18 protein-coding genes and 1 tRNA gene are annotated in these 21,471 nt (G+C 73.5%); 14 read left to right on the forward strand and 5 right to left on the reverse strand.

What is annotated here, in order from left to right; genetic code table 11:
• Positions 1 to 210 precede the first annotated feature (210 nt).
• Positions 211 to 1,125 (reverse strand): hypothetical protein, encoded by a 915-nt coding sequence (locus amrb99_RS42050; protein WP_347257091.1) that lies wholly within the window; start codon positions 1,123 to 1,125, stop codon positions 211 to 213.
• A 44-nt stretch (positions 1,126 to 1,169) separates the two neighbouring features.
• On the opposite strand from amrb99_RS42050, the gene amrb99_RS42055 reads away from it, so the two are divergent.
• A complete protein-coding gene (locus amrb99_RS42055) occupies positions 1,170 to 2,006 on the forward strand; it encodes a 2,3,4,5-tetrahydropyridine-2,6-dicarboxylate N-succinyltransferase (protein WP_190867179.1) in 837 nt (278 codons plus the stop codon).
• Between the two features lie 6 nt (positions 2,007 to 2,012).
• On the opposite strand, the gene amrb99_RS42060 is transcribed toward amrb99_RS42055, so the two are convergent.
• Positions 2,013 to 2,699 (reverse strand): 4'-phosphopantetheinyl transferase superfamily protein, encoded by a 687-nt coding sequence (locus tag amrb99_RS42060; RefSeq protein WP_190867240.1) that lies wholly within the window; start codon positions 2,697 to 2,699, stop codon positions 2,013 to 2,015.
• Positions 2,700 to 2,739: 40 nt separating this feature from the next.
• On the opposite strand from amrb99_RS42060, the gene dapE reads away from it, so the two are divergent.
• Positions 2,740 to 3,804 (forward strand): succinyl-diaminopimelate desuccinylase, encoded by a 1,065-nt coding sequence (gene dapE / locus amrb99_RS42065; protein WP_190867180.1) that lies wholly within the window; start codon positions 2,740 to 2,742, stop codon positions 3,802 to 3,804.
• A gap of 427 nt (positions 3,805 to 4,231) precedes the next feature.
• On the opposite strand, the gene amrb99_RS42070 is transcribed toward dapE, so the two are convergent.
• Positions 4,232 to 4,807: a TetR/AcrR family transcriptional regulator gene (locus amrb99_RS42070; protein WP_190867182.1), complete on the reverse strand. Its 576-nt coding sequence runs from the start codon at positions 4,805 to 4,807 to the stop codon at positions 4,232 to 4,234.
• 99 nt (positions 4,808 to 4,906) lie between these two features.
• Between amrb99_RS42070 and amrb99_RS42075 the strand changes: the two genes are divergently transcribed.
• From amrb99_RS42075 to hppD, 8 genes are all read left to right on the forward strand, one after another.
• Positions 4,907 to 6,352 (forward strand): MFS transporter, encoded by a 1,446-nt coding sequence (locus amrb99_RS42075; protein ID WP_190867185.1) that lies wholly within the window; start codon positions 4,907 to 4,909, stop codon positions 6,350 to 6,352.
• A gap of 29 nt (positions 6,353 to 6,381) precedes the next feature.
• Entirely contained in the window at positions 6,382 to 7,188 is an 807-nt protein-coding gene (locus amrb99_RS42080; RefSeq protein WP_190867187.1) for a TIGR00730 family Rossman fold protein, read from the forward strand.
• Positions 7,189 to 7,426: 238 nt separating this feature from the next.
• On the forward strand, positions 7,427 to 8,767 hold the full coding sequence (gene dpgC / locus amrb99_RS42085; RefSeq protein ID WP_347257092.1) for a (3,5-dihydroxyphenyl)acetyl-CoA 1,2-dioxygenase DpgC: 1,341 nt from the start codon (positions 7,427 to 7,429) through the stop codon (positions 8,765 to 8,767).
• A 4-nt stretch (positions 8,768 to 8,771) separates the two neighbouring features.
• A complete protein-coding gene (locus amrb99_RS42090; protein WP_190867189.1) occupies positions 8,772 to 9,902 on the forward strand; it encodes a prephenate dehydrogenase in 1,131 nt (376 codons plus the stop codon).
• Entirely contained in the window at positions 9,899 to 10,339 is a 441-nt protein-coding gene (locus amrb99_RS42095; protein ID WP_190867191.1) for a hypothetical protein, read from the forward strand. Before amrb99_RS42090 ends, amrb99_RS42095 begins: the two co-directional genes overlap by 4 nt.
• A 521-nt stretch (positions 10,340 to 10,860) precedes the next feature.
• Positions 10,861 to 11,862, forward strand: coding sequence for a guanitoxin biosynthesis L-enduracididine beta-hydroxylase GntD (gene gntD / locus amrb99_RS42100; RefSeq protein ID WP_190867192.1), 1,002 nt, complete (start codon positions 10,861 to 10,863; stop codon positions 11,860 to 11,862).
• A gap of 145 nt (positions 11,863 to 12,007) precedes the next feature.
• On the forward strand, positions 12,008 to 13,141 hold the full coding sequence (vioD, locus tag amrb99_RS42105) for a capreomycidine synthase (RefSeq protein ID WP_190867194.1): 1,134 nt from the start codon (positions 12,008 to 12,010) through the stop codon (positions 13,139 to 13,141).
• A 311-nt stretch (positions 13,142 to 13,452) separates the two neighbouring features.
• Complete coding sequence (hppD, locus tag amrb99_RS42110) at positions 13,453 to 14,529, forward strand: 4-hydroxyphenylpyruvate dioxygenase (protein ID WP_190867196.1); 1,077 nt, start codon at positions 13,453 to 13,455, stop codon at positions 14,527 to 14,529.
• A gap of 392 nt (positions 14,530 to 14,921) precedes the next feature.
• Here hppD and amrb99_RS42115 read toward each other — a convergent pair.
• Positions 14,922 to 14,994 (reverse strand) — tRNA-Leu (locus tag amrb99_RS42115).
• Between the two features lie 131 nt (positions 14,995 to 15,125).
• Here amrb99_RS42115 and amrb99_RS42120 point away from each other — a divergent pair.
• The 4 genes from amrb99_RS42120 (at position 15,126) to dpgD (ending at position 20,231) form a co-directional block, all read left to right on the forward strand.
• Positions 15,126 to 17,564, forward strand: a complete 2,439-nt coding sequence (locus amrb99_RS42120; protein ID WP_190867198.1) for an aminotransferase class I/II-fold pyridoxal phosphate-dependent enzyme — start codon at positions 15,126 to 15,128, stop codon at positions 17,562 to 17,564.
• Positions 17,565 to 17,629: 65 nt separating this feature from the next.
• The gene (gene dpgA, locus amrb99_RS42125) at positions 17,630 to 18,778 is read left to right on the forward strand and encodes a 3,5-dihydroxyphenylacetyl-CoA synthase DpgA (RefSeq protein WP_190867200.1); all 1,149 of its coding nucleotides are present in this window, start codon (positions 17,630 to 17,632) and stop codon (positions 18,776 to 18,778) included.
• Positions 18,775 to 19,437 carry an enoyl-CoA-hydratase DpgB gene (gene dpgB, locus amrb99_RS42130; protein WP_190867202.1) on the forward strand — a complete coding sequence of 221 codons (663 nt, stop codon included), beginning with the start codon at positions 18,775 to 18,777 and terminating at the stop codon, positions 19,435 to 19,437. Before dpgA ends, dpgB begins: the two co-directional genes overlap by 4 nt.
• Positions 19,434 to 20,231: an enoyl-CoA-hydratase DpgD gene (gene dpgD, locus amrb99_RS42135; protein WP_190867204.1), complete on the forward strand. Its 798-nt coding sequence runs from the start codon at positions 19,434 to 19,436 to the stop codon at positions 20,229 to 20,231. Before dpgB ends, dpgD begins: the two co-directional genes overlap by 4 nt.
• Before the next feature lie 319 nt (positions 20,232 to 20,550).
• On the opposite strand, the gene amrb99_RS42140 is transcribed toward dpgD, so the two are convergent.
• Entirely contained in the window at positions 20,551 to 21,447 is an 897-nt protein-coding gene (locus tag amrb99_RS42140) for an SDR family oxidoreductase (RefSeq protein ID WP_190867206.1), read from the reverse strand.
• Positions 21,448 to 21,471 lie beyond the last annotated feature (24 nt).

Genomic DNA, 21,471 nt, shown 5'->3' on the forward strand with positions numbered 1-21,471 from the left:
TACCGGCGAAAATCCCCATCCGCCCGATACGACGACACACCCCGTGACAACGAGCAAGATGAAGCGTAGAGACCGCCGATTCCGCCTGTCCATCAGGTAAGTCACCTGTGGATAACTATGGGCGGTGGGACCTTTCGGGCTGAACAGGCGAAGTGGTCGCGCGCCCGTTCGGTTCCGTCCTATTTTGGCCGGAATTGGCCCGGAAAAGGATCAGTGGATGATGACGTGGGCGCTGGAGGCGTTCTTGTCCGTTGTCCAGCCGTCGTGGCCGGCGTCGGACCGCCAGTGGAGGCCCGCGTAGCGGACCTCCTTGAGGCCGTAGACCTGGGCGTGGGTGACGGCCCAGGCGGCGACGGCCCAGCCGGCGCGGGCGTTGGTGACCTTGACGCCGTTCCAGGAGTCCGGACGGGACGGGGCGCCGGCGGTGAGCGGGCCCGGGCCGTCCACCTGGAGGCGGGGGCCGAAGGCGCGGCGCATCTCGCGGATCGCGTCGGGGCGGCGGGACTTGGTCTGCTTGTCCGGCGGGTACCAGCAGCGGGCCCCGGCGGGCTGGCGGCCGGTGAAGACCTGAGCGAGGAGCTTGCCGTCCGGCTCGTGCTGGGCGTAGGCGCGGCCGTCGGCGCTGTGCTGGACGCGCTGGGCGGCGTCGTGTACGTCGCGGTCGAGGTAGTCCTTGACCTTCACCAAGGCGTCGAAGAACTTGCTGGTGGACTGGACGGGATCGCGCAGCTTGGCGGGGGTGCCCCAGCCCTGGGAGGGGCGCTGCTGGAACATCCCGACGGAGTCGCGGTCGCCGCTGGGCAGGTTGCGGATGTGCGACTCCTGGATCGCCGTCGCGTACGCGATCACCGCGGCGCGTTCGGGGAGCTGCTTGCGGAACGCCACGGCCGAGATCGTCGAGGCGTTCGCGGCCTGGTCGAGGTCCAGCGGCATCTTGGACTTGCCCACGGCGACCTCGCAGCCCGACCCGTGCAGGTAGGGGCGCGCGCGGTCGAACGCGATGTAGCCGCCCACGCCCAGCACGAGGACGAGCGCGGCCACGACGAACGGCCAGCGCCGCCGGCGGCGCCCGCCGCCGCCCGGACCCTGTTCGGGGCGCGTCCTCAACCTCGACCAAACAGCCACGCGAAGAAGGTACCGGGAACCGGCCACCAGTAAGCTCAAGGACCATGACGGAAACGTTCACCAGCCCGATTTCCCAGGTCATCGACGAGCTGTGGGAGCGGCGCGCCGAGCTCGGCCCGGACGACGCCGACGCGCGCGCGGCGATCGTGGCCGCCGTGGACCAGCTCGACGCGGGGGAGGCGCGCGTCGCCCGGATCGACCCCGCGACCGACGAGGTCGTCGTGGACGAGCGCGCGAAGCGGTCGATCCTGCTGAGCTTCAAGGTCCTCGGGATGGTGCGTTCGCAGGTCGGCGACTTCCAGTACCACGACCGCATCCCGCTGAAGAGCCGGTTCGACGGCGTGCGGGTGGTGCCCGGCGCGATCGCCCGCTGGGGCGCCTACCTGGCCCCGGGCGTGGTGCTGATGCCGTCGTTCACCAACTTCGGCGCCTACGTCGACTCCGGGACGATGGTCGACACGTGGGCGACCGTGGGGTCATGCGCGCAGATCGGCAAGAACGTCCACCTTTCGGGCGGCGTCGGGATCGGCGGCGTGCTGGAGCCGCCGAACGCCAAGCCCGTCGTGGTCGAGGACGAGGCCATGATCGGCAGCCGCTCGATGATCGTGGAGGGCGCGCGGGTCGGGAAGGGGGCCGTGGTCGGCTCCGGGACGAACCTGTCGGCGTCCATGCCGGTCATCGACGTGGAGACGGGCGAGGAGATCAGCCGGGGCCGCATCCCGGACTGGTGCGTCGCGGTCGGCGGCACCCGCTACAAGGAGTTCAAGGGCGGGACGTTCGGCCTCCCGGCGGTCCTGATCCTGAAGCGCCTGGACCCGGGTCGGCGGCACGACAAGGCGGCCCTGAACGACATCCTGCGCGACCACGGCATCAACACCTGACGCCGGTCAGCCGATCGGGGTTTCGGTGATCTTGAGGGGGCGGGCGGTGAGGACGGCCAGGGCCGCGGCATAGCCCGGGCCCGGGGTGAGGTCGGCGAGGCGGACGGGGGAGACCGCCTTGTCGTCGTCCCAGGACAGCACCTCGGCGGGCTCGTCGGGGCCGGACACGTGGATCGCCGTCATGGGCGCCGCCAGGCCGTGGCCGGTGGCCTTGAGCAGCGCCTCCTTGCGGCACCAGTAGGCATGGAAGCCGCGTTTGCGCTGGTCCGGGGGGAGTGCCATGAGGACGTCCCGTTCGGGGACGCTGAGGACCATCTCGCCGAGCCGGTCGACGTCCCGGTCGCTCTCCCGCTCCACGTCGACGCCGACCTCCGGGCCGTCGGTGAGGACGAGGACGACCCGCTCCGCCGAGTGCGAGAGCGAGAAGTCCAGGTCGGAGCCGGGGAGGCGCGGCTTGCCGTGGGCGCCGCCGCAGTGCGGGCAGTCCGTGGTGAAGCGGATGTCGCGCGGCGCCAGGCCGGTCGCCTCCGCCAGGACGGTGCGGGCCAGGAACCGTCCGGTGACGAACCTGGCCTTGTCCTCGGCGCGCATGAACCGCTCGTAGCGTTCGCGCTCACCGCCGTCCAGAAGGTCGCGCATATGCGCTTCGTCCGCGGGGACCGCCCAGTGGACGGCGCACTCGAGCACAGGCATCTCCACGCCCGCGATCATAAGCCGCGTACGCTTGCTGTCCATGCGGCTTGATCTGTTCTCGGACGTGGCGGACCTGACGGCGGCGATCGTCGACATCGAGTCGGTGAGCGGTGCGGAGGGGCCGTTGGCGGACGCCGTCGAGGAGGCGCTGCGCGCGCTTCCGCACCTCGCGGTGGAGCGCGACGGGAACAACGTGATCGCCCGCACGGACCTGGGGCGCGCCGAACGGGTCGTGCTGGCCGGGCACCTCGACACCGTGCCACTGAACGGCAACCTGCCGTCGCGCATGGAGGGCGACCGCCTGTACGGCTGCGGGACGACCGACATGAAGAGCGGCGTCGCGGTCGCGCTGCGCCTGGCCGCGACCGTCACCGAGCCCACCCGCGACATCACCTTCGTGTTCTACGAGTGCGAGGAGATCGAGGCGGATCGCAACGGGCTGCGGCGGCTCGCGGCGACCCGTCCCGAACTGCTCGCGGGCGACTTCGCCGTCCTGATGGAGCCGACGGGCGCGCACATTGAGGGCGGATGCCAGGGCACCATGCGCGTCGACGTCACGGCGAAGGGCGAGAGGGCGCACAGCGCACGCGCCTGGATGGGGTCCAACGCCATCCACACGGCCGGGCGGATCCTCGACGTCCTGCGCGCGTACGAGCCCACCCGTCCCGTCGTGGACGGCCTGGAGTACCACGAAGGACTCAACGCCGTGTTCATCCAGGGCGGCGTCGCCGGAAACGTCATCCCGGACGAATGCGTCGTCACCGTCAACTACCGGTTCGCACCCGACAAGTCCGTCGCCGAGGCGGAGGCGTACCTGCGCGAGGTGTTCGACGGCTTCGACGTGAAGGTGACCGACGCCGCGTCCGCCGCCCGTCCCGGCCTCACCCACCCGGCCGCCGCCGCGTTCGTGTCGTCCGTCGCGTCCGGCGGCACCGAGGTCCGCGCCAAGCTCGGCTGGACGGACGTGGCGCGCTTCTCCGAACTCGGCGTCCCGGCCGTCAACTACGGCCCCGGTGAACCCACCCTCGCCCACACCAAGGACGAGTACGTCGAGATGCCGCTGATCGCCGACTGCGAGCGGCGGATGCGCGCCTGGCTGTCTTGACCCAGGGGGACGACCCCCTGGAACCCCCGTCACGGCTGGCGGGCTGTTTCCCGCTCCGCTAGAGCTCCGCGTGAAACAGCCCGCCAGCCGTCGGGCATGCCCGCTGCGCTCGCTGCACTCGCTCCGCGGGCCTGCCCGCGTGGTGGCTGAGGCTCGGGCCCCCGGGGTGGGAGTTCGACTGGTGTGCTCGGGGTGTCGGTCCGCTGGCGCTCGCTCTGCGGGCCTGCCCGCATGGTGGCTGAGGTTCGGACGCCCGGGGTGGGAGTTCGACCAGCGTGCTCGCGGTGTCGTCCGCTGGTACTCGCTCTGCGGGCCTGCCCGCGTGGTGGCTGAGGCTCGGGCCGACAGGGTGGGATTTCGGCCGGTGTGCTCGCGGTGTCGGCACGCTGTCCGTCGCCCAGGGGCGCGCGCGACACGCTCGCTGTGGTCAGGACGGGGTTCGCAGGCCCTTGAGGATGACGTCGGCGTAGAGCTGTTGGGTGCCGGGCGGGGTGTTGGTGACGGCCATGGCGAGGCCGCACATGAGGGCGCGGAACTCGTTGACGCCGACGTCCGGGCGCAGGACGCCGGCCGTGTGCGCGCGGGCGAGCAGCGCGGCCACCTTGACCTGCAGGTCGTTGTTCTGGACGGGCGCGTCCTCTTCGAAGAGCTTCCCGACGTCGCCGAAGACCTCGCGTAGGCCGCGGTTGCGGACCATGATGTCCGCGCTGCGCCGGACGAACAGGACGACCCCGTCCCAGGGGTCGGGCTCGGCCAGGGCGTCGGCGGCCTTGGCGGCGCCGTCGGCCATCCACTCGGCGGTCAGCTCGTCGACCAGGGCCTGCTTCGTCGGGAAGTGGCGGTAGATCGTGCCGACGCCGACGCCCGCCCGTTTCGCGATGTCCTCCATCTGGGCGTCGTTGCCGCTCTCCTCGAAGGCGGCGCGCGCGGCGTCCAGGACGCGGCGCCGGTTGCGGCGCGCGTCGGCCCGGAGCGGCCGGTGACTTGACGGGGCGGCGGTCATCCCCTCCAGTCAACCACGGATTGACAAACGGAATCGAGCTTCCGTATCGTCCGAGGCTGCAAGCGGAACCGGAATTCGACTTCCACCTAGGAGCCGCGCATGGCCGCCCGGCAGCGGGGGCTCGCCCTCGCCCTGCTCGTCACCGTCCAGTTCGTCCTGGTGCTGGACGCCTCGATCGTCAACGTCGCGCTGCCGTCCATCGGCCGCGACCTGCACTTCGACCAGGCCGACCTGTCCTGGGTCGGCAACGCCTACACGCTGACCTTCGGCGGGTTCCTGCTGTTCGGCGGGCGGGTCGCCGACCTCGCCGGACGGCGCCGGATGTTCGTCGCCGGGCTCGCGCTGTTCACCGCCGCCTCGCTGGCGGGCGGGCTCGCCCCCACGGCGGGCGCCCTCGTCGGCGCGCGGGCGGTGCAGGGCCTCGGGGCGGCGCTGGTCGCCCCCGCCGCGCTCTCGCTGATCATGACGCTGTTCTCCGACGGCCCGGAGCGCAACCGGGCGCTCGGCCTGTTCGGCGCGGTCGCGGGCGCGGGCGGCGCGGCCGGGGCGATCCTCGGCGGGCTGCTCACCGACTGGTTCGGCTGGGAGGCGGTGCTGTTCGTCAACGTGCCGATCGGCGCCGTCGCGATCGGGCTCGCGCCCGTGCTGCTGCCCGAGGCCCGCGACCAGGAGGTGCGGGGGTTCGACCTGCTCGGCGCCGCCGCGGTCACCGGCGGGCTCGCGCTGCTGGTCTACACGCTCGTCGACGCCAACAACGCCGGCTGGGACTCCACGGCGACCTACCTGCGGGGCGCCGGCGCCGCGGTGCTGCTCGCGGCGTTCGTCGCGGTCGAGGCGCGGGTGCGGCACCCGCTCGTCCCGCTCGGGATCTTCCGGGGACGGTCCCTGCGCGGCGGCAACCTCGCGGCCGTCCTCGCCACGATGGCGATCTTCCCGATGTTCTACGTGATGACGCTCTACCTGCAGCAGGTGAAGGGCTACGGGCCGATCCGGGCGGGGCTCGGGCAGCTGCCCGTCGCGGTCACCATGGCGTTCGGCGCCGGCGCCGGGTCGCGACTGATCACCAGGTTCGGCGCCCGGGTGCCGCTGGCCGCCGGGCTCGCCGCCGTCGCCGCCGGGCTGGCGTGGTTCGCGGGGATGTCCGCCACCGGCCACTACGCGGCGGACGTCCTCGGCCCGGCGATCGTGATGGGTCTCGGCGGCGGGCTGGTCTTCGTGTCCGTCACGATCGCGGCCACCGCCGGGGCCTCGGCGGGGGAGTCCGGGCTCGCGTCCGGGTTGATCAACACGACGCAGCAGGTCGGCGGCGCGCTCGGGCTGGCCGTGGTGGTGGCGGTGTCGACGGCCGCCACGAAGCACTCCTCCGCGCGGATCCCGGTGGACGCGCTCACCGACGGGTTCCAGGCGGGCATGCTCGCCGCCGCGGGGATCGCGCTGGCCGGGGCGCTGGTGGGGCTGCTGCTCGTCCCCGGCCGTCCGGTGGCGGCCCCCGACGCACCGCCCGTAACCGTGCCGCCGCCGAGCCGATCCGAAATCGGCGGCTGACGGTCGTTGCGCCGCACTACCGTGGGTCCATGACACGCGAAGCGAACCCCCGGACGCGCCGGCAGGGGCCGGCCACGCTGCGCGGACGCGCAGTCCCGCAGACCACCACCGACCAGCGGCTGCTGGACAGCCGCGGCCCGGTCGACTGGGTGCACGCCGACCCGTGGCGGGTGCTGCGGATCCAGGCGGAGTTCGTCGAGGGCTTCGGGCTGCTCGCCGAGCTGCCGAAGGCGGTCAGCGTCTTCGGCAGCGCCCGCACCAAGCCGGGGTCGGACGAGTACGAGATGGCCGTGGACATCGGCGCCCGGCTGCACGCGGCCGGCTACGCGGTGATCACCGGCGGCGGTCCGGGGATCATGGAGGCGGCCAACAAGGGCTGCGACGAGAACGGCGGCCTGTCGGTGGGCCTCGGCATCGAGCTGCCGTTCGAGCAGAAGCTGAACGACCACATCGACATCGGGCTGGAGTTCCGCTACTTCTTCGTCCGCAAGACGATGTTCGTGAAGTACAGCCAGGCGTTCGTGGTGCTGCCCGGCGGCTTCGGGACGCTGGACGAGCTGTTCGAGGCGATCACCCTCGTCCAGACCAAGAAGATCACCCGGTTCCCGATCGTGCTGGTCGGCACGGAGTTCTGGGGCGGGCTGATCGACTGGGTGCGCGCCACGATGCTGCCGTCCGGCAAGATCTCCCCCGAGGACCTGGACCTGATCCACCTCACCGACGACCCGGACGAGGTCGTCAAGACGATCGTGGACGCGCACCTCGAGGCCGAGCGGCGCCTCCAGGAGCAGGCCGCCGTCCAGGCCGCCGGCGAGAGGGGCATCGACGGCACCTGACGCGGGGTCCCGCGTGCCGCGCCGGTCGCGGCGGACCGCTGCCACGGGCGGCGGCTCGCCGCGGCCTTCCTTTTCGGACAAGGGAAAGGAGCCGCCGGAAATCGCCGTTTCCGGTGGCGATTCCATGCCGTCCGCCTTTCGTCCTCACGGGCACTGCAGCAGTTGAACGGCGCCATTGACGGTCTCCGGCGAGCCCGCTTACTTTGACGCCGCCGACGCCTGCAGCCGGGGAGGCTCCGTGACCATCGACATTCCGGACGCGTTACCGAGCGCGAGCACCGTACTCTCCGACGGCGCGGAGCTCGGGGAGAAGCGGCTGGCCGCCCTGCCCGCGCCCCAGGACCGCACGGCCGCGCAGCGAGCCGAGGCGGCGGCGGTGCACGCGGAGCTCAGGTCGCTGCGGACGCGCTTCCTCGAGGTGCACGCCGACGGCGTCTACGACCGGCTCACCGCGGGGCGGTCCCGGCGTCCCCGCATCGCCGAACTGGTCGAGACGGCGGCCGAGGAGTTCCCCGGGCTCGTCCCGACGGGCGCTCAGATCGAGGCCGAACGCCGCCTGCCGCAGGCCGCCAAGGAAGGGCGGGAGATCGACCAGGGCATCTTCCTGCGAGCCGTGCTGCGCTCGCCGGTGGCCGGGCCGCACCTGCTCGACTCGATGCTCGCGCCGACCCCCCGCGCGCTCGCGATGCTGCCGGACTTCCTCCGGACCGGCGCGGCCGAGATGGAGGCGGTGCGGATCGAGCGGCGCGGCGGCACCGCGCGGCTGACCATGTGCCGCGACGACCGGCTGAACGCCGAGGACGAGCGCCAGGTCGACGACATGGAGACCGCGGTGGACCTCGCGCTGCTCGACCCGGACGTCCGGGTCGGGCTCGTCCGCGGCGGCGAGATGAGCCACCCACGCTACCGGGGGCGGCGGGTGTTCAGCGCCGGCATCAACCTCAAGGCCCTCGGGGCGGGCGGGATCCCGCTGGTCGGGTTCCTGCTCCGGCGCGAGCTGGGCTACATCCACAAGATCATCCGCGGGGTGCGGATCGAGGACGCCGGTCCGGAGCGCTGGCACTCGCCGCTGGTCGCCAAGCCGTGGGCGGCGGCCGTCGACGGCTTCGCCATCGGCGGCGGGACCCAGCTCCTGCTGGCCTTCGACCACGTGATCATCGAGGCCGGCGCCTACCTGAGCCTGCCCGCCGCCAAGGAGGGCATCGTCCCGGGCGTGGCGAACCTGCGGCTCACCCGGTTCACCGGGCCGCGCACGTCCCGGCAGGTGATCCTCGGCGGCCGGCGGATCTGGGCCGCCGAGCCCGAGGCCCGGCTGCTGGTGGACGAGGTGGTCGAGCGGGAGGAGATGGACGCCGCGGTCGAGCGCGCCCTCGAACGGCTGGACGGCGAGGCGGTGTCGGCCAACCGGGCGATGCTGAACCTCGCCGAGGAGCCGCCGGACGTCCTGCGCGCCTACGCCGCCGAGTTCGCGCTGGCACAGGCGCTGCGCCTGTACGGCGACGACGTGATCACGAAGGCCGGGCGGTTCGCCGCGAAGCCGGAACCGGCGGCCGTCCAACTGCGGGAACGGCTCGGTTGAACCGATGACCGACTGGGCGCGGGAGCACCGGGTCGTGGTCGTCGGCGCCGGCGCCGTGGGCACGTCGGTCGCGCTGACCCTGAGCGCGCAGGGGGCCGAGGTGCTGCTCGCCGACCGCGACTCGGCGGCGGTCGCGGCGGCCGTCCGCAAGGGGGCGGGGACGGCGCTGCCCGACCCGCCCGGGAGGCCCGCCGACCTCGCGGTGCTGGCCGTCCCGTCGGCCGCCGTCCCGCGCACGCTGCTGGAAGCGCAGCGGCGCGGCCTCGCCCGCCACTACACCGACACCGCCGGGGCCAAGCAGGGGCCCGCCGCCGAGGCGGCCCGGCTCGGGTGCGACATGTCGGTGTACGTCGGCGGCCATCCGATGACCGAGCACCGGCGGCTGCGCACACTGGACGCGCACACCGGCCTGTTCCTCGGCCGGGCCTGGGTCCTGTGCACCGGGCCGGAGACCGCCGCGGACGCCGTCGCGGCGGCCTCGGCGCTGGTGCGGTCCTGCGGCGCTTTCCCCGTCGTCATGGACGCTGCCGAACACGACAGGGCGACGGCCCTGGTGCGCTACGCGCCGCAGGTGGTGGCGTCGGTCCTGGCGGCGCGGTTCGCCGACGCCCCGCAGTCCTTCCTCGACCTCGCAGGCCGGAACGTGCACGCCGTCGTCGCGGCCGGAGATCCCGAACCGCGCCCGGACGTCCTCGCCGCGAACGCGCGTCCGGTCGCCGACGTCCTGGACGCCGTGGTGCGCGACCTCGCCCGGATCGCTGCGGCGTTGCGCGGCGACGCCGCCGCGGGCGTCGCCGAGGTGCTCGCGAGGGGCGCCGCGGGCCGGGCCCGGGTCCCCGGCAAGCGGGGCGCGCACGCCGACCGCTACACCGTGGTGCCGGTGCTGGTCCCCGACCGGCTCGGCGAGCTGGCGCTGCTCGTCCAGGCCGTCGAGGCCGCCGAGATCAACATCGAGGACATGATGATCGAGAATCTGCCGGGCCAGCAGGCCGGTCTCGTCGAGGTGTCGGTGCGGGCGGAGTCGGCCCCGGCGCTGGTCCGCGAGCTGCGGGCCAGGAGATGGACCGTGCTTGCCGGACGGGAGGCCGGCGGAGACCCCCTGCCGCCCCTGGCCGTCGAGGCGAGCGGGACATGACGGACCGGTCGGCGACACGTCCGGCGGCAGCCGGGCCCGCGCCCGGCGGGACCGCGCCGCGCCACCCCTGGACGATCTCGTTCGGGCCGCCCCGCTCCGGCCGGGCCGCGTCACCCGGCGACAGGCGCGCCGAGGCGGCCGCCACACGGCTGCTGCTCCAGAGCGTCCAGCGGCGGGTGCCCGCCCGGCTCGGGGTGCGGTGGAGCCTGCCGTGCAGCGGGGCGTCGCTGACGGTGCGGCTCCCCTTCCGGGTGGACGCCCTGGCACGGGACCGTGCCGCACGGGACTTCGGCGTCGTCTGGTCGTCGCCGCCCGGGGGCGAGGACGGCGGTCGGGTGCTGCGGTTGTCGGCGGCGGGCCTGTGCGAGGACGAGATCGACGAGGGCGTGGCGCGGCTGGTGCGGTTCCTGGAGGCGGAGATCCCCGACCGGCGCTGAGCGGCGGACCGGATCGAGGCGCGCCGCCGCGGCCCGCGGCTCCGGCGCGTCACCGCCGGCGGGTGGCGATCGGTCGTGTCCCGGCCGGCGCACGTCCCCGTGAATTCGGCGGCCCGATGGAGCCTCGCTGGAGCGAGAACGGTGCCCCGTAACGAGCCCTTGTCGGTTTCCTAACCGCGTGTGATCCTTTCTGGCGAGGCACCCGGAGTTCCGGGGTGAAAGGGAGGGGGCCGGCCGGACCGAGCGGCAGAAAGCTCAACCGGAGTGAAACTCCTACCGTGACTGGCGATGTCTTCCGCAATGGCGGGCCTTCGTCCGGTCCGGAAGCGCGAACCACGTTCGCGGCAGCGCAGAGCACACGGCAAGTCATGAGTTTTTGTGCGGATGTCGATGTCGGAGGAACCGCGTTCCCGCATGCCTGAGACGGCGTGCCGGGGCGGGGGCCTCTCAACCGGGCCGGAGAGAAGATCTCGCTGGCGAATTGCGGTCATTCGATCGCCGAGCACGGAGGGAAGATCTGCATGGACAGGCTGGAGATCAACGAGGCGGAACTGCGCCAGGTGAACGATCTGCTGGACGAGATCGAGGACGACTTCGGGGACCTGGAGAGCGACGAGGCGCTGCACCGCGCCACGGTGCACGCGCACCGCTTACCCGCCCGCGTCCGCCTCTACCTGAACGCGTTCCGGCTGGAGCACCTGTCGGGCGTGCTCTGCATCTCGGGCTACCAGGTCGACGAGGAGCGGATCGGCCCCACGCCGGCGCACTGGCGGGACCGGCCGAAGGTCTCGCCCGCGCGGCGCGAGGAGCTGCTGCTCGTCATGTACGGGTCGCTGCTCGCCGACCCGTTCAGCTGGGCCACCCAGCAGGACGGGCGGCTGATCCACGACGTCATCCCCATCAAGGGGCACGAGAACGAGCAGCTCGGTTCGAGCAGCGAGGCGCTGCTGACCTGGCATACCGAGGACGCCTTCCACCCGCTCCGCGGTGACTTCCTGTCGTTCGCATGCCTGCGCAACCCCTACGGCGCCGCCACGACCGTCGGGTACGCGGAGTCGCTCGACCTGCCCGCGCACGTGCGCGAGGTGCTCTTCCAGGAGCGGTTCGGCATCCGGCCCGACGAGTCCCACCTCGCCAAGAACAACTCCGTCCCCGGCGAGGAGGCCTTCGACGGCATCGAGCGCATGCAGCGCGAGCCCGAACGCGTGGCCGTCCTGTTCGGTGACGCGGACCGTCCCTACATGAGGGCCGATCCGTACTTCATGGTCGTCCCGGACGGCGACCGGGAGGCCGAGGAGGCGTTGGCCGCGTTCGTCGCGGCCATGGACGCGCAGATGTTCGACATGCGCCTGGAGGCCGGCGACTTCTGCTTCCTCGACAACTACCGGGTCGTCCACGGGCGCAAGCCGTTCAAGGCGCGCCACGACGGGACCGACCGCTGGCTGAAGCGCGTGAACCTCACCGCGGACCTGCGCAAGTCCCGCGCGGTGCGGGACGCGAGGCTGATCAAGGCGGGGATCTGAGAGCCGCCGCGGTGATCGGGCGGAGGGCGCGTCGGCCGGGTCGGCGCGATGACCCGATGGAGGGGCACATGAGTGAGGAACGGCGCTTTCGCCGAGACGGGCACCGGCCGCGTCCCGCCGGACGGACGAGCGGAGCGTGCCCCGGATGAGACTGCGATCCGCGCCGCTGGAGGACTGGCTGCGCGACCGGTACTTCAACAGCGAGATCGACATCAGCTCCAGCGGTGTGCGCTCGTACTCCATGGGAGAGCTGCGCCGGATGACCGGGGTGACCCAGGACGACCTGGACGGGCTCGTCTTCGACGACGGCTACTCGCTCGGCACGCCCGCCGTCCGCGCCGCCATCGCGCGGCGGTGGGGCGACGACCCCGACCGGGTGATGACGACCTGCGGGTCGGGCGAGGCGCTCTCGCTGGTGCTGATGGCGCTGCTGCGGCCCGGCGACGAGGTCGTCGTCGTCGAGCCGGGCTACCACCTGCTGGTGGAGTTCGCGGCCGGGCTCGGCTGCGCCGTCCGGACGTGGCGGCTGCGCCCGGACACGGGCTGGCGGCCGGCGCTGGACGAGCTGGCCGCACTGGTCACCGAGCGCACCCGGGCGATCATCGTCAACTTCCCGCAGAACCCGACCGGCACCACGGTCACGGCGGCCGGCCAGCGGAGGCTGCTCGACATCGCCGCGGGCGTGGGCGCGTACGTCCTGTGGGACGCGGCGTTCGCCGACCTCGTGCACGACGGCGAGCCGCTGCCCGACGCGTCGACGCTCTACGACCGGGCGGTGGGCTTCGGGACGTTCTCCAAGGCGTTCGGGCTGCCCGGGCTCCGCTTCGGCTGGTGCCTCGGGCCGCCCGACCTGCTCGCCGCGTGCGTGCGGATCCGCGACTACACGACCCTGCACGTGTCGCCGCTCGTCGAGCTGCTCGCGCTCGGGGTGCTGGAGCACGCGGAGAGCTTCATCGGGCCGCGGCTCGCGGAGGCGCGCCGGGGCCGCGAGCTGCTGACGCGTTGGGCGGACGAGCACGCCGACCTGGTCACGCTCGTGCGCCCGCGGGGCGGCGTCTCCGCGTTCCCCCGGCTGGAGGGCCTGGAGGACACCGGCCCGTTCTGCGAGGAGCTGTTCCAGCGCCGCGGTGTCCTGGTGATCCCGGGCTCGTGCTTCGGCGCCCCGCGGCACGTCAGGGTCGGGTTCGGAGGCGAGCCCGGCGCGCTCGCCGCGGGCCTGGAACTGCTGGCCGACCACCTGGCCGCCTTCCGCCGGGAGGCGTCGGCGGCCGCGCGCTGACGTCCTCACCGCACCAGGGGGTCTCGTTCGGAGACTTTCGAGAGGTTGTCGGTGAACCGGGAGAGGAGGAGACGCGGATCGGACGCGACGGCCGGATGCGGCCGCTCGACAACGCGCGGAGCCGCCGCCCCGGGACGGCCCCGGGACGGCGCCGGGCCGCGCGGCGAGGCGGGGTGACCGCGCGCCGTTCAACTGCGGGGACCGGCGGTTGGACGGCGTGTCCGGCCGACGGTTACATCGATCCCGTCCCTATCGGGCGGGCGACGGTGCGAATGCGCCGGGGGCGTTCGCGGCTTCCTGGGAGGCAGGACATGGAGATCCAGTCGATCGACCACATCGAGTTATTCGTCGAGGACGCCGAGCGGACGGCGGCGCGCCTCTGCGACGCCTACGGCTTCGCCCTGCGCGGGCGCGGCGGACCGGAGACCGGCCTCGCCGGGTGCCGGTCGCTGCTGCTGCGCCAGGGGGAGATCACGCTGCTGGTGACCTCGGCCCTGGGCGAGGGGCACCGCGCCGCCGAGTACGTGGCCAGGCACGGCGACGGCGTCGCCGTGATCGCGCTGGCCGTGCCCGACGCGCAGGCGGCGTTCGCCGAGGCGGTCGAGCGCGGCGCGCTGCCCGTCGCACCGCCCGACGTCCTCGGCCCCGACGACGGCCAGGTCACCTTCGCGTCCGTCTACGGGTTCGGCGACGTGGAGCACCGCTTCACCTCGCGGCGCTCGCCGGACGCGGGCTTCGCGCCCGGGGCCGTCACCGAGTTCGCCGACCCGCCCGCCGCCACCGGCGGCCTGCTGGCCGTCGACCACATCGCCGTGTGCGTGCCCGCCGGCGAGCTGGACGAGGCCGTCCGCCGCTACCAGGACGTGTTCGGCTTCGACCAGATCTTCGAGGAGCGCATCCTCGTCGGCGCGCAGGCGATGGACTCGAAGGTCGTGGAGAACCCGACCGGGCAGGTCACCCTCACCATCCTCGAACCCGACACCACGCTCAGCCCCGGCCAGATCGACGAGTTCGTCGCCGCGCACGACGGCGCGGGCGTGCAGCACCTGGCGTTCCTGACCGCCGACATCGCCGCCTCGGTCCGGGAGAGCACGGCCGGCGGGGTGCGCTTCCTGACGACGCCGTCCGGCTACTACGACGCGCTGCCCGGGCGCCTCGGCGCGCTGGACGTCCCCCTGGAGACGCTGCGCGAGCTGAGCATTCTCGCCGACCGCGACCGCTGGGGGATCATGCTGCAGATCTTCACCGAGTCCGAGCACCCCCGGCGCACCCTGTTCTACGAGCTGATCGACCGGCGCGGCGCCCGCACCTTCGGCGGCAACAACATCAAGGCGCTGTACGAGGCGATCGAGCGCCAGCGCTTCTCCGACCAGGCCAGACAGGTCTGATGGCGGCCGGCACCGGGGCGGCGGACCCGGATCGGGCGCGATGGCCGGGTCCGCCCGCTGGACGCCCGCGAGAAGCGGCGGGCCGCCGCCGCGCTGTTCGCCGAGCGGCCCGAGCCGTCGCTGCGCCGCGGCCCACCGTGCGGCACCTGCACGCCGGGCCGGAACTGCGTAATTCCGCCGACGGCAGGGCTCTGCTCGGCCTCCTCAGAGCGCATTCAGAGGAATCCGAGAACTTGCCCAGAATTATCGAGGGCGTGCCGCCGTACTGCGGCGGCACGGTGGCCGAACTTGCCAGGAAGTGCAGCAGAATCTGGGCGGACTTTGCGCACCGCCTCGAACGCGAAGAGCCGTCCTGAAGCCCGGCGGGCGCGCCCGGTACGGCGATTGGACCGTACCCCCGATCGGATTCGAACCGATATCTCGACCATTTTAAGTGGTCTGCCTCTACCGTTGGGCCACGAGGGCCACCGAAGGGTAACCGCTTTCTCGCGACGCTGTCGAGGGTTGTCAATTGGACAGTACGGCAGTGCGATTGTCGAGCAGCGGGCGACAACAGAAGATGGTTTGGCGAACCTCTCTTCCTAAGGTGGTTGCACATGTCCCGTACCGAACGCGAACAGGAGGCCGCGGCGTTCTCGCTGGAGCAGTTCTCGCGGCTGGCCCGGCAGCGCCTCGACCCCGCCGTCTGGGACTTCCTGGCAGGGGGCGCCGGCGACGAGCGCACCCTCGCCGCGAACACCGCGGCGTTCGACGCCGTCCGGCTCCGGCCCGCCGTGCTCACCGGCGTCGCCGAACCGGAACTGGCGACCAAGATCCTCGGCCGGGCCTGGGCCGCGCCGGTCGCGGTCGCCCCGATGGCCTACCAGGCGCTCGCCGACCCCGAGGGGGAGCTCGCCACCGTCCGGGCCGCCGGCGCCGCCGGGCTCCCGGTCGTCGTCAGCACCTTCGCCTCGCGGACGTTCGCCGACCTGGCCGCCGAGGCGTCGGCGCCGCTGTGGCTCCAGGTCTACTGCCTGCGCGACCGCGCCGCGACGCTGCGCATGGTGGAACGTGCCGAGCGGGCCGGGTTCGAGGCCCTCGTGCTCACCGTCGACGCGCCCCGGCTGGGCCGGCGGCTGCGCGACCTGCGCAACGGCTTCCGCCTGCCGGACGGCCTCGCCCCCGCCAACCTCGACCCGGACGGCCACGGCGGCGCCGGCTACGCGGTGCCCGCCGAGCACGCCCGGGCCGAGTTCGAACCCGCGCTCGACTGGAGCGTGGTCGGGCGGATGCGCGCGGCCACCGATCTGCCGATCCTGGTCAAGGGCGTGCTGACCGGCGAGGACGCGGGCCGTGCCGTCGCCGCGGGCGTCGACGGCGTGATCGTCTCCAACCACGGCGGCCGCCAGCTCGACGGCGCCCCCGCCGCCCTCACCGCCCTGCCGGAGGTCGTCGCCGCCGTCGGCGGCGCGTGCCCGGTGCTCATGGACGGCGGCGTCCGCCGGGGCACCGACGTCCTGGCCGCGCTGGCCCTCGGGGCGCAGGCCGTTCTGATCGGCCGTCCCGTGCTGCACGCCCTCGCGGCCGGGGGTGAGGCCGCACTGACCCGGGCGTTCCGGCTCCTGGCCGACGAGCTCGCCGACGCGATGGTGCTGACCGGGACCGCCTCGGTGTCCGCCGTCCCGGCGAGCCTCCTCTCGGCGCCGTCCGGACCGGACGCCGCCGCGGAACGCCGTGCGCCCGCGCCCGCCGCGCAAGGAGCGGACCTGCACAAGAGCACCCTGCACTCGTCCGTGGCCGACCCCGTCATGGACACGATGAACTTCCTCAACGAGATCGCCGCGCGCTATCCCGACGCGGTGTCGTTCGCGCCGGGCCGCCCCTACGACGGGTTCTTCGACACGGACCAGATCACCGGCCACCTGAACCGCTACATCGACCACCTGGCCGAGGGCGGGGAGAGTCCCGCGGCGATCCGCGACGCGCTGTTCCAGTACGGGCCGACGGCCGGGCGCATCCGCGGGATCGTGGCCGACGCGCTGCGCAAGGACGAGGGCATCGACGTCGCACCCGAGTCCGTCGTGGTGACCGTCGGCTGCCAGGAGGCCATGCTGCTGACGCTGCGGGCACTGTTCTCCGGGCCTCGCGACGTGCTGCTCGTGTCCAGCCCCTGCTACGTCGGCATCACGGGGGCGGCCCTCCTCCTCGACATCGAGGTGGTGCCCGTGGCCGAACGGCCGACCGGGCTGTCGCACCGCGACGTCGAGGCGAAGGTCCGCGAGGTCGAGGCGCGCGGCGGCCGGGTCAGGGCGCTGTACGTGATCCCGGACCACTCCAACCCGTCCGGCGTCACGATGCCCGCGGGCGAGCGCCGCGCGCTGCTGGACCTGGCCGCCCGCGAGGACCTGCTCATCTTGGAGGACAGCCCGTACCGGCTGGTGAGCCTGGGCGAGCAGGTGCCGACGCTGAAGAGCATGGACGAGGACCGCCGGGTGGTCTACCTCGGCTCGTTCTCCAAGACGGTCTTCCCCGGCGCGCGCGTGGGGTTCGCCGTCGCCGACCAGGTGGTCGTGGACGACGCCGGCGCCACCGGGCTGCTCGCCGGCGAGCTCACCCGCATCAAGAGCATGGTCACGGTGAACACCGCGGCGCTCAGCCAGGCCGTCGTCGCGGGGGCGATCCTCGGGGCGGACGGGCGCGTCGCGGACCTCAACCGGCGGACGTCCGCCTACTACGGCAACGCGCTGCGCGCCACGCTGGACCGGCTGGAGCAGTGCTTCCCGCCCGCGGAGCGGGAGCGGCTCGGCGTCGAGTGGAACGCCCCGACCGGCGGATTCTTCCTGTCCATGCACGTTCCGTTCCTCGCCGACAATGCCGCGCTGGCGCGGTCGGCCGAGGAGTTCGGCGTCATCTGGACGCCGATGTCGTACTTCTACCCGGAAGGAGGAGGCGAGCGCACCATCAGGCTCTCCGTCAGCTATCTCAGCGACCGTGACATCGAGGTGGGCGTCGAACGGCTGTCCCGCTTCGTCCGAGCCGAGCAAGGAGATCGGTAGATGTCCCGCAGAGGAGTCAAACAAATGATCCGCAGCAAGCGCCGCATGTGGGGATGGACGTTCCGATGACCGTAGAGCTCACCCGCCCGCTCGACTTACCCGGGGCGCTCGCGCCCGCCGACCGCGCGATGATCATCGGTGTCGGGACGGCCGTTCCCGCCACCTCCTACTCCCAGCCGCAGGTGCTGGAGGCCCTCGGGATCGACGACCCGAAGGTCCGCTCGGTCTTCCTCAACAGCGCGATCGAGCGCCGCCACCTGGTGTTGCCGCCGCTGGACGAGAACGGCGCGCGCCGCTCCGAGTCGCAGGGCGACCTGCTGGACAAGCACAAGGAGCACGCGGTGGAGATGGGCGCGCGCGCCCTGCTCGCCTGCCTGGAACGCAGCGGCCGCACCCTCGCCGACCTGCGCCACCTGTGCTGCGTCACCACCACCGGGTTCCTGACCCCGGGGCTCAGCGCCCTCATCATCCGGGAGCTCGGCATCGACCGGCACTGCAGCCGGTCGGACGTCGTCGGCATGGGCTGCAACGCCGGCCTCAACGCCCTCAACGTCGTGTCGGGATGGGCGGTCGCGAACCCGGGCGACCTCGCCGTCGTGCTCTGCGCGGAGGCGTGCTCGTCGGCCTACACCGTCGACGGCACGATGCGGACCGCCGTCGTCAACAGCCTGTTCGGGGACGGCGCCGCCGCGGTCGCGCTGGTCGCGGGCGGGCCGGACGGGGACGGCCCGGACAGGGGCGGTCCGGACGGGGGAGGGGGCCGCGGTCTGCCGGGCCCGCGGCTGCTGCGCTTCGCCAGCTGCATCATCCCCGAGGCCGTGGACGCCATGCGCTACGACTGGGACCGGGAGCAGAACAGGTTCAGCTTCTTCCTCGATCCGCAGATCCCCTACGTCGTCGGGGCGCACGCGGAGATCGTCGTCGACCGGCTGCTGTCCGGAACGGGCCTGCTGCGCAGCGACATCGCGCACTGGCTCGTGCACTCGGGCGGCAAGAAGGTCATCGACGCGGTGGTCGTCAACCTCGGCCTCAGCCGCCACGACGTCCGGCACACCACCGGGGTGCTGCGCGACTACGGGAACCTGTCCAGCGGTTCCTTCCTCTTCTCCTACGAACGGCTTCTCGACGAGGGGACGGCCATGCCCGGCGACTTCGGCGTGCTGATGACCATGGGGCCCGGCTCCACCCTCGAGACGGCGCTGGTGCAGTGGTGAGCGTCCCGGAGTACGACCTGCGCATCGACGGCGCCGAGCCGTTGTCGAAGGAGACCGTCCGGCGGCTCGCGGACCTGTGCGACCGCGTGGAGTCGCTCGGCCTGGAGGCCCCGGTGACCGTCGCGCTCTCCGGCGCGCCCGCCCTGCCCTGGACGGTGCCGGACCTGGCGCTCGCGACCCGCTGGGAGCGCGCGGTGCGCCGCTTCGAGCGGCTGGACGCCGCCACCGTCGGGGTCGCCGCCGGCGACGTCGGCGGCACCGCGCTCGACGTGCTGCTCGCGACCGACGTGCGGGTCGCGTCCCCGGACACGCGGCTGCTGGTGCCGGTGACCGCCGGCGGCGCGTGGCCCGGCATGGCGATCTACCGGCTCGTCCGGCAGGCGGGCATCGCCGCGACGCGGCGCACGGTGCTCCTCGGCCGCGCGATCGAGGCGGCGGAGGCCGTCGCGCTCGGCCTGCTGAACGAGACGGCCGACGACCCGGCCGAGGCGCTCGCGCGGGTGGCCCGGGCCGCCGCCGGGCTGCCGGGCCGCGAGCTCGCCATCCGGCGGCGGCTGATGGACGACGCGGTCTCCACGAGCTTCGAGGAGGCGCTCGGCGCGCACCTGGCCGCCTGCGACCGGGCGCTGCGCCGCAGCACGTCGGGGGCGGGCGCGTGACCGGCCCCCGCGTCCGCTACGACAAGAAGGACGGCGTCGCCTTCGTCACCCTCGACCGGCCCGAGGTGCTGAACGCGATGGACTCGGCGACGCACCGCGAGCTCGCCGAGGTCTGGGACGACGTCGAAGCCGACCGCGCCGTGCGGGTCGCGGTGCTGACCGGTGCGGGAGGGCGGGCCTTCTCGGTCGGGCAGGACCTGAAGGAGCGGGCCGCGCTGAACGCCGGAGGGGCGGAGCCGACGACGTTCGGCAGCCGCGGGCAGCCGGGCTGGCCGCGGCTCACCGAGCGCTTCACGCTCTCCAAGCCCGTGCTCGCGCGGGTGGACGGCTACGCGCTCGGCGGCGGCTTCGAACTGGCGCTGGCCTGCGACATCATCGTCTGCTCCGACCGGTCGGTGTTCGGGCTGCCGGAGGCGACGCTCGGGCTCGTGCCCGGCGCCGGCGGCGCGTTCCGGCTGGCCCGGCAGCTGCCCCTCAAGATCGCGATGGGGCACCTGCTGACCGGGCGCCGGATGAGCGCGCGGACGGCCGAGCGGTACGGCCTGGTCAACGAGGTCGTCGAGGCCGAGCGGCTCGACGCGTGCGTCGCCGAGTGGACCGCCGACCTGGTCCGCGCCGCGCCGCTGTCGGTCCGGGCGATCAAGGAGGCGGCGCTCACCTCGGTCGACATGCCGCTGGAGCAGGCCTTCCGCACCCGGTACGTGTGGGAGGAGCGGCGGCTGCGCGGCCGCGACGCGGTCGAGGGTCCGAAGGCGTTCGCCGCCGGGCGCGAACCCGTGTGGAGCGACGGGTGAGCGCCCGGTGAGGGTGCCCATCGGCCCGTCCAACCGCGGAACCGGGCGGGTCGGACGGCCCGCGCCGGGACGGGCCGATGGGCGGCTCCCCGGAGACAGGTGAACGGGGCAGTCGGCCCTGTCTCCGGGGAACCCCGGGTCGTGCGCCGGGCGAGCACTCCGCCGCACACCATGAATGGTCGCTCTCCGGGCGCCCATGGCGCGTCCCTCTGGGAAGCGATATCGCCGCCCCCTCCGCCAGCGACCGGGGCGTCCCCCACACGGGGGACGCCCCGGCCGCACGATCTGCCCGGGCGGGTGATGACCTGCCCGCGTCCGGCTAGGCGCCGAAGTAGTGGCCCTCTTCGAGGTCCGCGATGAGGCCCTGCCGGGTGGGGTGCCAGTCCAGTTCCTTCCGGGTGCGGGCGCTCGACGCCGGGATGTCCATGGCGAAGACCCCGCCGACGAAGCCGAAGTGCCCGACGGCGTCCTCCGGCGGCAGCGACGTGACCGGCAGCTCCAGCTTCCGGCCGATGACCTCGGCGATGTCCCGGACCGGGACGCCCTCCTCGACGACGCCGTGCAGGACCGCTCCCGCCGGCGCCGACTCCAGGGCCAGCCGGTACAGGCGGGCGGCGTCGAGGCGGTGCACGGCGGCCCAGCGGTTCGCGCCGTCGCCCGGGTAGGCCGAGACGCCCTTGTCACGGGCGGCGCCGATCAGCCAGTGGACGAAGCCGCGATCGCCCTCGCCGTGCACCGACGACGGCAGCCGGACCGCCGACACCCGGACGTCGCGCGCGGCGAGCGCGAGCGCGTCCTTCTCCGCCGCGTACCGGACGGCCGCGAACGAATCCGGGTCGGGCACGCTGTCCTCCGTCGCGACGCGGCCGGGGGCGACCCCGCCGGTCCCGGAGGTCATGACGAACGGCCTGCCGGATCCGGCGAGGGCGTCGCCGATCGCCGCGATCGCGCGGCGCTCCTTCGCGACGGCGGCCTCGAAGTCGGCGAAGTCGTGGTGGAACGCGGTGTGGACGACCCCGTCGGCCGCGGCCGCCGCGCGGCCCAGCCCGTCGGGGTCGTCCAGGTCGCCGCGGTGGACGCCGGCTCCGGCCGCCTCCAGCGACGCCGCCGACGCGTCCGAGCGGGCGAGCCCGGTCACCTGGTGACCCGCGTCCAGCAGCTCGCGGACGACGGCGCTCCCGACGAATCCGGTCGCACCCGTGACGAAAACGCGCATGGCCTACTCCTTGAACGCAACGAT

Origin of the sequence: Actinomadura sp. RB99 (genome assembly GCF_014706005.1) — a bacterium.
GTDB lineage: Bacteria > Actinomycetota > Actinomycetes > Streptosporangiales > Streptosporangiaceae > Spirillospora.